Raw genomic sequence first — 9,949 nt, 5'->3', positions numbered from 1 at the left:
CCCCAAGTACGTCCAGTACGAGGGCCTTCGTCCGGCACGCCGAGGGCACGCACCGAACACCGCGGGCACCGCACAGGACTTTCAAAACACCCCCTGGGCGACGAGGCCCGCCGCCATCAGGGAGTGCACTCCCGGACCGGGGGTGCAGCCCACTGCACCCCCGGCCCGGGGAACGCAGGCGTCAGGAGCCGTCCGCGTGGACCGCGTAGACGTATCGCTTGTCGACGTACTCGCTGACGTTCCAGATCACGGACTCGCTGTAGGCCCAGCCGGACGCGCCGCTGGTGTGGTAGCTGAGGTCCTCGCAGCCGATCGCCAGGTCGCAGACCGCGCTCGCGGTCGAGCCGCCGGATGTGAAGGTGCGCAGGGTGCCCTTGGTGGACGGGCCGTTGCTGGCCGAGAGGTAGTGCTTGCTGTTGCGGGAGACGACGCCCTGGATCTTCTGCTGGGCGACGGTGACCGCTTCGGTCGCGGTGAGCGAGCCCAGCTCGCGGTCGGTGTAGTCGAGGGGCCAGCGGACCACGTGGGGCGTGGCGGAGGCGGGCTTGCCGGTGCCGTTGAACGTGCCGTCGTCGTAGTCGACGGTGCCGGAGAGGGAGTACTCGCTCACCGTCAGGCTGTCGGGGGTGCTGGCGCGGTCGAGCCCGATCGTCGTGTAGCGCAGATACGTTCCGGCGTTGTCGTAGGCGTGGCTCTGCGGCAGGACGTACTGGTACCCGTAGCCGTAGTACGTCGTCCCGTCGGTGCTCAGACCGCACAGGTCCTTCTCGGCGGTGTCGACCGTGAAGAGGGTGTTCAGGTCGAACACCCGCAGGCCCTTGTAGGTGTCGACGACATAGAGCAGGTTGCCGTACCACATGATGCCGCCCGCATGCTTGCGGATGGGGTTGAAGGAGTACGCACCGGTGGCGGTCCTGACGGGCTCGACCAGCAGGATGTGCCGGTACGTCGGGGTGGACGCGGTGTTGTAGTCGACGAAGGTGAGCCGCAGGCCCTTGTCGAGCGCGTACTCGTCGACTCCGTCGCCGTCGGGGTCGGTCTCGAAGTACCAGGAGACGAGGACGACCTTGTTGCTCCCGCCCTCCGGGTAGAGCCCGTTGCCGTAGGCGTCGGCGCTGGTGGTGACGCCCTGGGGAATCCAGTAGTCGACGTCCTGGTCGTCGGGGTCCCAGGCGAAGCCGGTCGCGAACGCCTCGGAGGTGCTCGGGGCGCTGGTGAGATGGGTGGCGTTGCGGTTGGTGTCGGCTATGACGGTGGTCGCGTCCACCGTGGGCAACCTGGCCGCCAGTGCGGCCGTGAGAGCGGCGAACTCGCCGTAGCTGTTGGAGGTGCGGCTGGTGAGCGAGTACTGACTGGCGTCAATGGTGGCCGCCTCGGCGGGAGTTGCGGCCAGGACGCCGGCGGCGGCTCCGGCGAACGGAGCGGTGGCTATGCCCTTGATGATCGCTCTTCTCGACATGGTCATGCCGCGGAAAACTAGGTGCACTCGAACACATGACACAAGCACGTCAGTTCGCATCAGGGCGGTTCTGATGCCCCTGCAGCCCCTGGGTCCCCCCGCCTCCGCGGGGCCTGGCTGGTATACGCTGCCGCTGTTTTTGCGTTTTTCTTCGTGCTTCCTGCCCCGCTGCGTGTGATGCGTGAGGCAGGTCTTTCACTTTTGTTCGTGGCATCAAGCCCGGGGGGGGCCTTTCCACATGATCATGCAGTCCCGCGCGCTCCTGGGGAGCGCTCTCATTCCCGTACTCGCGCTGACCGTCGCCGCGCCGAGCGCCGCGAGCGCCGCCACCGGCACCGCGACGACCGCGACGACCGCGACGACCGCGACGACCGCCGCCGTTCCGGCCGGGCTCGGCTCGTGGACCACGCCGAAGGAACTGCCGGGCGTCACCCGGGTGATCGACCTCGAGTCGGCCCGCGGCGGCACCATGGCCGGACTCTTCACACAGGACGGCAAGACCGTGCTGTCGGTCCGCCCCGCGGGCAGCGCCACCTGGCAGCAGACCGAGCCCGCGGCCGGCGCCACGCTCCAGCGGACGGACGACGGCGCGCTCACGCTCCTGTGGTGGGTGACGGCGGCCGACACGGAGCAGCGCACGCTGCGGATGTCCCGGCTCGCCCCGGACGGCACCGCGTTCGGCCCGGCCGAGGACGTCACGACGGGCACGCTGGCGACCGACTGGCGCGGCGTGGGGACGCCCCTGGCGACCGTCGCGGCCAACGCCGCCGGTCGGCAGGCCGTCGCCTGGATGGACAAGGACCACCGGCTGACCGTCGTCGAGCGCTCCGGCCCGCAGGGCACCTGGTCCGCGCCGACGGCCCTGGACCGGCTCCCGGACCCGATCGTCCGTCCCGACAACGTCTACAACTACACGCTCCGCGACCTGCACCTCGCCGTCGCCACCGACGGCACCCTCGCGGCGCTCTGGGGCGGCAACAGCTACTACACCGGCGACGGGGTCGACCCCGACCCGAGCGCGTACCAGTGGTACTACAAGTACCTGGAGAAGCCCGCCGGGGCGAGCTCCTGGACCGCGCCCCGCGACCTGCCGCAGCTGGGCGAGAAGCCCCAGCAGGTCACGCTGGCCGCCCACCCGAAGGGCGGCTTCCACCTGCTCTCACGCGGCAACTACGCCCGCAGGACGGCCGGTTCGGCGGACTGGGCCCCGGCCGAGAACATCGGGATCGCCACGGGCGGCGAACTGCTGACCGCCCCGAACGGCGACGTCACGGTGGTCAGCCCCGGGACGGCCGTCGCGACGCGTCTCGCCTCCCGCGGCACCTGGGCCGGCGCACGAGAGCTCACCGGTTACGCCGAGACCGGCTCGGTGAGCGCTGCCCAGACCGCGAACGGCGCGGTGGTCGTCACGTACACGCAGAAGCGTTTCGAGGCGAGCCGCACGGTCCGCCGCGACTTCGTCACGCAGACCCTCGCGGGCGGCAGCGCCTCCAAGCCGCGCACCCTCAACACCCTGACGAACGCGACGACCAGCACGGGCCGGGTGGCCACCGACGACAAGGGCCGCCCGCTGGCGGTCTGGATGCAGTCGGCCGACGACGGCTCCTCGCGTACGTCGTTCACCGCGACCACCGGCACCCGCTCGCTGCCCAAGTGGCACGAGTACGCCGACACCACCCGCTCGGACATCCTCGGCCTGTCCAGAAGCCAGGCGCTGAACATGTTCACGCAGGACACCGGCAACCCGCTGGTCACCTACCAGACGCGCTCCTGGCCGACGGGTACGCGGGCGGTCGCGTTCGGCGACTTCGACGGCGACCGCTGCAACGACGTCATCGTGCGGCTGCCCGGCGGCGAGGCCCGCCTCTACACCCCCGTCTGCGGCGGCCTGCCCGTCCCGGACTCCGCGTACAAGCGCCTTTCGCAGGACTGGAGCGGCTACGACACCCTGCTCGCCGCCGGCGACCAGACCGGGGACGGCCGCCCCGACCTGCTGGCCCGCGACGCCGCGACCGGCAACATCTACCTGTACGCCCACAACGGCACCGACGGCTTCAAGGCCCGGGTGAAGATCCGCTCCGCCTGGACCGGCTACAAGCGGGTCATCGGCGCCGGCGACCTGAACGGCGACGGCTTCGGCGACGTCCTCGCCCTGGACAAGTCGGGCGAGCTCTGGCGCTACAACGGCACCGGCACCGGCACCCTCAAGGACCGCGTCCGGGTCTTCAGCGACTGGGGCGGCTCCTACAAGGACGTCATCGGCGCCGGTGACCTCAACGGCGACGGCAAGAACGACCTCGTCTCCCGCGACACGTCCGACAACCTCTGGCTCAACGCGGGCAAGGGCACCGGCACGTTCGCCGGCCGCACCCAGGCCGGGACGGCGACGTACTGGAAGACCTGGGCGTCACTGGCCTGATCCTTGGCCTGATCCTTGGCCGAAGGCCTGATCGCTGGCCGAAATGGATATGGGTTCATTATCCCGTGAGTTCTGCGGGTTTATCGCCCGATCGGGGTGGATGATCGCCATGTCTCGGCACGGTTACGGGGTCCGTGGTATGATCGATCTCAGTTGCAGTTGTGGTTCCCAAAAACTTCAAGTGCACTCGTCGGCTCAATGTGCTGATGGGTGCGCTTTGTATGGCCGGTTCTTCCGGACGGGGTAATCATCACGGCGGCGTGGGGCTCACACAGTGTGGGCCCGCGGGCACTGCCCCGAAGGAGATATGACATGGCTACTGGCACCGTCAAGTGGTTCAACGCGGAAAAGGGCTTCGGCTTCATCGAGCAGGAGGGTGGCGGCCCGGACGTGTTCGCCCACTACTCCAACATCGCCACCCAGGGCTTCCGTGAGCTCCAGGAAGGCCAGAAGGTGACCTTCGACGTCACGCAGGGCCAGAAGGGCCCGCAGGCCGAGAACATCGTTCCCGCCTGACGCTGACGCGTACTTCGTAGCTGGGGCCCGCACCTTGGGTGCGGGCCCCAGCTCGTTGCTTTTTTCCGGGCCGTGAGCCCGGGGCGCCCGTCATCGAGGCGCCGCTCAGATACTCGGACGCGCCGATTCCGGCTGTTCATCCATCGCCCTGAACTCGGCAGCGTCTTTCTCCGGTTCGTTCTCGCGGTTCCCCGCACCTTTTCATTTCTTCGCCGGGAATTCCTTGATACGTGCCGCTTCAAGCCGCATCAAGGAAGGTTCCATATGAACCACACGTCTCGTAGAAATGAACGTTATTCGTACGGCCGCTCGGGCGCGTCCGAGAACTCCCGTGGCGGCGCCCGCCGGGGCGGGGGCTTCGGCTCCCAGTCAACCGGCCGCTCGGGTGGCAGCGGCGGCTCCGGCTACGCCGGCCGTTCCGGCGCTCCCGGCCGCGGCGCACGCAGGTCCGGGGGAGTGCAGGGGGAGTTCGCGCTGCCGGTCACGATCACGCCGGGGCTGCCCGCCGCGGAGGCGTTCGCCGACCTGGACATGCCCGCACCCCTGCTGGCCGCGCTGGCCGGCGAGGGCGTGACCGTGCCGTTCCCGATCCAGGCGGCCACCCTGCCCAACTCGCTCGCGGGCCGCGACGTCCTCGGCCGCGGCCGCACCGGGTCCGGCAAGACCCTCGCGTTCGGGCTCGCGATGCTGGCCCGTACCGCGGGCAGGCGCGCCGAGCCGAGGCAGCCGCTGGCCCTGGTCCTCGTACCCACCCGCGAGCTCGCCCAGCAGGTCACCGACGCGCTCACGCCGTACGCCCGGTCGCTCAGGCTGCGCCTGGCGACCGTGGTCGGCGGCATGTCGATCGGCCGCCAGGCGGGTGCGCTGCGCGGCGGCGCCGAGATCGTCGTCGCGACGCCGGGCCGCCTCAAGGACCTCGTCGAGCGCCGTGACTGCCGACTCGACCAGGTGAGCATCACCGTCCTCGACGAGGCCGACCAGATGGCCGACATGGGCTTCATGCCCCAGGTCACCGAGCTGCTCGACATGGTGCAGTCCGAAGGACAGCGGATGCTGTTCTCGGCCACCCTGGACCGCAACGTCGACCTGCTGGTCCGCCGTTACCTCCACGACCCGGTGGTCCACTCCGTCGACCCCTCGGCGGGCGCGGTCACCACGATGGAGCACCACGTGCTGGAGGTGCGCCCCGCCGACAAGTACGCGACCACCACCGAGATCGCGGCCCGGGACGGCCGGGTGATCATGTTCCTGGACACCAAGCACGCCGTGGACCAGCTCACGAAGCATCTGCTGAGCAGCGGCGTACGCGCCGCGGCGCTGCACGGCGGCAAGTCGCAGCCGCAGCGCACCCGCACGCTCGCCCAGTTCAAGACCGGTGACGTCTCCGTGCTCGTGGCCACGAACGTCGCCGCGCGCGGCATCCACGTCGACAACCTCGACCTCGTGGTGAACGTGGACCCGCCGGCCGACCACAAGGACTACCTGCACCGCGGCGGCCGTACGGCCCGGGCAGGCGAGTCCGGCAGCGTTGTCACGCTCGTCCTGCCCAACCAGCGCCGCGAGATGAGCCGCCTGATGGCGACCGCGGGCATCACCCCGCAGGTCGCCCAAGTCCGTTCCGGCGAGGCTGAGTTGACCCGCATCACGGGCGCCCGCCGCCCCTCCGGTGTGCCGGTCACCATCGCCGCACCGGCGGAGCGCCCCAGGCGCACCGCCTCCCCGGCCCGTGGCCGGGGCGGCCGGTCCGCCGCCCAGGGGCGCCGCTCCGCCACCGGGTCCTCGTCCGCCTCCCGGGGGCGTTCCGGCACCGGCCAGGGCAACTCGTCGTTGCGCGGCGCCGCGTAGTCACGAAGCTCGCAGAACGAAGCACGAAACACGGAGTGCCGGTGGGGGTCGGTCGTCGGTCGCGGTCAGCGACTCGGCCGCTGCCCGCCGGTACTCGGCGGCTCGGATAAAATCGGTGCTCATGTCGAACCCCGACGAACTGCTCATTGCCGTCGCCGCCACGGTGGAGACCGGGCAGAGCAATCAGATGTCCCTGACCGTGGTCGCCGGTGGCGCCGTGATCACCGGAAGGCTGGCGCCCGAGGCCGTATGGCGGCAGCGTGTCGCCGAAGTCCTGACGGACTCGGACCGCCTCGGCCAGTTCTCCGGAATCTTCACCGCGGACCCGGCGGAGCGCCGCGTCCGCCAGAGCAGGCCGCCCACGCATCTCCACTTCCACGTCGCACGGATCATCCAGGGCACCACCGGGATCCCCGAGACGGGCGGGATGTACCGCGTCGCGATCGAGGACATCAGCGCCTGGACCGTGGGAGATTTCAGCTACTCCGACCACTGAGACCACTGACGACCAACGGCCCCGGCCCGTCCGGACGAACCGGACGGGCCACGAGCAGCGAGCTCTGACACCTACGGGTTACGGCGTCACCGGTGAGCCGCCGAAGGTCACCACGAGGTGGCCGTCCGAGGCGTGGGACCAGCCGAGGGCGCCGGAGTACGACGAGCAGCGGGAGCCGTTCGTCCCCGTCCAGAACTGGTTGGAGCTGTCGGCGTTGCCGACGGTCTTGTCGTTCGACCCGCTGACGGCGAACCGGCACGAGGTGTCGGTCCGGAACACCGAAGTACCGGCGTCGAAGGAGAAGTTGCGCTCGGCGTTGTCGATGCTCGCGTTGTTCGAGATCGTCATCGAGCCGGGGTTGCTGTTGTAGGTGAACCCGTGGTGGCCGTTCTTGTAGGCGATGCTGTGCTGGACGACGTGGTTGACCGCGATGTCGTCGCCGCCGAGCTTGTAGCCGTTGCGGTCGCCGTTGGAGTTCACGGTGCCGTCGCTGAGCGTGCCGTTGTTGTAGGAGAGGGAGTACTCGATCGTCACCGGGCCGATGGCACCCGTGTCTGTCTTGGTGTAGAGGTCCCAGCCGTCGTCGATGTTGTTGTGCGACACGTCGTAACGGAAGACGTTCCCCGTGCCGGTGGTGAGCTTCGCGGCGAAGCCGTCGGCGTCCTCGCCGTCGGAGTCGGCGTTGTCGTGCGACTCCGCGCTCACGATCAGGTTGTTGGACGGCCACTGGCTGCTGGGGGTGGTGGAGGCGATGCGTCCGAGCTGCAGCCCCGTGTCGCGGTTGTAGCGGGTCACCGTCCGCTCGACGACGTTGTTGCTGCCGCCGACGTAGATCCCGTTGTCACCGGCGCGCTCGACGACCAGGCCGTAGACGTGCCAGTACGACGCCATCAGCTGGAGCCCGCGGTTCGACGAACTCTCGGTCTGCGCCGAGAAGTTCAGCACCGGGGTCTCGCCCGGGTAGGCGGACAGGGTCGTACGGGCGGCCGAGGTGCCGTTGCTGCCCGCCGGGACGGTCACCGTCGACGAGTAGGCGTAGGTCCCGCCGCGCAGGTAGATCGTCCCGCCGGGTGTGATGCGGGAGATGGCCGAGGGGAGCGTCGTCGGGGCGGACTGGGTACCGGCCGCGCTGTCGGTGCCGCCCGGTGCCACGTACAGCGCGCTGCTCGACGGCGGTGTGGTGGTGCCGCTCACGTCGACGTCGAGGTAGTCGAGGTTGGCGAGACCGGCGGAGCCGGTCGGGTTGAACCGGATGGTGTTGCTGCCCGCGTTGACCGGCACGGTGAGCGTCTTCGTCACCCATGTCGACCAGGCGCCGGTGGCCTCGAACGAGGCGGACGTGGCCGTTGATCCGTTCACCACGACGTTCGCGTCTCGCGCGGCGGTCGTCCCGTTGGCGAAGCGGACGTTCAGCGTCGCCGTGCCCGCGCTCGCGGCGTTCACGGTGAACTGGGCATAGCCGGAGGTCGAGTTGGTGCCGTTGCAGAAGCCGGTGCCGGAGTAGCCGGTCCAGTCGGAGTCGATGGTGCCGGTGCAGACCGCGGGCGAACTCTCGGCCTCGTAACGGGTCGACGCGGCCTGCGCCGTGGTGCCGGACAGTGCGACGAGGCCGCCGGCGAGCAGGCCTACGGCCGCGACGACTGGTCTCACGTGCATCGTTCGTCGTTGCATCGTTCGTCTCCATGTTGATCGAGGGGCAACGTGGCTGGTTCGAGTGCATGAACGGGCCGTGCGGTCGGACATCATGTTCAGCGAGGACTCGGTGAGGGTTCAGTGAGTCATCGACAAGAGGAAAGCGCTTTCTCCGGGACGCTAAAGGTGTTGCCGTGAACGCGTCAATGGATGTGCACATGATTAATGTTCATCAGTCTGAACAATCTGCAGGACCGTGAGCGGCCGACGCCGAGGCCGAAGTCCAGGCCGACGCCTGGACCGCCCCCGGCGACTTTGCCGTCTCTTTACAACCCGCTCCCGCACTCGGTCGTCTCTCCGCTCGACCCGTCACCGCCGAAGACGAAGAAGACGAAAGAGAGCGATCAATGCGCCGTACTGTCCTCAGTGCCCTGGCACTCGCCGCCACCGCCGTACTGGCGAGCACCGTGCCCGCGTTCGCCCACGGAGCGACCCCGAGCCCGGCCCCCACCACGGCCCGCCCGACCGCCACCACCGCCCCCTCGGCCACCCCCGCCCCCTCTCGCAGCGCGGAGCCGACCCGGGCGCCGTCCCCCGCTCCCTCGTCCGTGAGTGCGGAGCCGACCCGGGACACGGGCAACGGCCAGGTCTCCGTCGTACCGTCGGGCGCGCCCGACACCGGGGTGACGGCGACGTCGTCCTCGTCCTCCGGGTCCGAGGGCCAGGTGATCGGCGGCAGTGCCGCGGCGGTGCTCGCCGCGGGCGGTGCGACGTTCTTCGTCGTACGTCGCCGGCGGGCGACCGGGGCATGACCCCGCTCTCCAGGCGCGCGTTCACGACCGCGGCGATGGCCTCGCTGCTCGTCGGCTGCGGCGGCCACGGGACTCCCCGGGCCGCGACCGGAAACCCGGGGATCACGCCCTCGCCTTCGCATACGTCCTCGGGTGCGTCCTCGAAGTCGGTGCGGGCGCTGGGGCGTTCGGCTCCGGTCCGGCTGCGGATCCCGGCCATCGAGGTCGACACCCCGGTCATCCGGCTGGGGCTGGCGCCGGACGGCAGTGTGCAGGTGCCCCCGGTCACCGCGCACGACCGCGCGGGCTGGTACCGGCACTCGCCGACACCGGGCCAGGTCGGCCCGTCGGTGATCCTCGGCCATGTCACCGTCGGCACCTACGGCGACGGGGTCTTCCGCCACCTCGACCGGCTGCGCCGGGGCGACCGGATCGTGGCGCGCCTGGAGAACGGCACGGCGGCGGAGTTCGCGGTCACCACCGTACGGACGGTCGCCAAGGCACACTTCCCGGCGGACGACGTCTACGGCGACGTGGACCACTCGGAGCTGCGGCTCATCACCTGCGGCGGCGCCCGCACCGGCGACGGCTACCTGGACAACGTGATCGTCTTCGCCACGCTGAGCTCCACGAACGCCACCGGCACCACGAACTCCAAGGGCTGAACGGGCTCGGAGGGGTCAACGGGTACCGAGGGTTCGACCGGTCCGGAGGGGCCAACGGGTCCGAGGGCTCACCGGGTCGGTCCCACGGCGAACGTCCGGCCGATGGAACGCCCGCCGACGTCCGGG

At 70.0% G+C, this 9,949-nt stretch carries 8 protein-coding genes; 6 read left to right on the top strand and 2 right to left on the bottom strand.

The annotated features are described in order from the left end of the window. Positions 1–181: 181 nt before the first annotated feature. Positions 182–1,465 (bottom strand): hypothetical protein, encoded by a 1,284-nt coding sequence (locus ABZS97_RS08335; RefSeq protein ID WP_356134997.1) that lies wholly within the window; start codon positions 1,463–1,465, stop codon positions 182–184. A gap of 232 nt (positions 1,466–1,697) precedes the next feature. On the opposite strand from ABZS97_RS08335, the gene ABZS97_RS08330 reads away from it, so the two are divergent. From ABZS97_RS08330 to ABZS97_RS08315, 4 genes are all read left to right on the top strand, one after another. Continuing rightward, complete coding sequence (locus tag ABZS97_RS08330; protein WP_356134995.1) at positions 1,698–3,878, top strand: VCBS repeat-containing protein; 2,181 nt, start codon at positions 1,698–1,700, stop codon at positions 3,876–3,878. Positions 3,879–4,190: 312 nt separating this feature from the next. After that, complete coding sequence (locus ABZS97_RS08325; protein WP_046247661.1) at positions 4,191–4,394, top strand: cold-shock protein; 204 nt, start codon at positions 4,191–4,193, stop codon at positions 4,392–4,394. 264 nt (positions 4,395–4,658) lie between these two features. Beyond that, positions 4,659–6,239: a DEAD/DEAH box helicase gene (locus ABZS97_RS08320; RefSeq protein WP_356134993.1), complete on the top strand. Its 1,581-nt coding sequence runs from the start codon at positions 4,659–4,661 to the stop codon at positions 6,237–6,239. A 121-nt stretch (positions 6,240–6,360) separates the two neighbouring features. Next, positions 6,361–6,735: a hypothetical protein gene (locus tag ABZS97_RS08315; protein ID WP_356134991.1), complete on the top strand. Its 375-nt coding sequence runs from the start codon at positions 6,361–6,363 to the stop codon at positions 6,733–6,735. A 78-nt stretch (positions 6,736–6,813) separates the two neighbouring features. Here ABZS97_RS08315 and ABZS97_RS08310 read toward each other — a convergent pair whose 3' ends face one another. Then, entirely contained in the window at positions 6,814–8,391 is a 1,578-nt protein-coding gene (locus ABZS97_RS08310) for a CBM35 domain-containing protein (RefSeq protein ID WP_356134989.1), read from the bottom strand. Between the two features lie 383 nt (positions 8,392–8,774). On the opposite strand from ABZS97_RS08310, the gene ABZS97_RS08305 reads away from it, so the two are divergent. Both ABZS97_RS08305 and ABZS97_RS08300 read left to right on the top strand, forming a co-directional pair. Then, positions 8,775–9,179 carry a sortase-dependent protein gene (locus ABZS97_RS08305; RefSeq protein ID WP_356134987.1) on the top strand — a complete coding sequence of 135 codons (405 nt, stop codon included), beginning with the start codon at positions 8,775–8,777 and terminating at the stop codon, positions 9,177–9,179. After that, entirely contained in the window at positions 9,176–9,823 is a 648-nt protein-coding gene (locus tag ABZS97_RS08300) for a class F sortase (protein ID WP_356134985.1), read from the top strand. The genes ABZS97_RS08305 and ABZS97_RS08300 overlap by 4 nt, the downstream gene beginning before the upstream one ends. The last annotated feature ends 126 nt before the right edge of the window (positions 9,824–9,949 follow it).

It is taken from the genome of Streptomyces sp. NPDC005485, from assembly GCF_040606085.1.
Taxonomy (GTDB): domain Bacteria; phylum Actinomycetota; class Actinomycetes; order Streptomycetales; family Streptomycetaceae; genus Streptomyces.
This window is presented reverse-complemented; position numbering and strand designations above follow the sequence as displayed.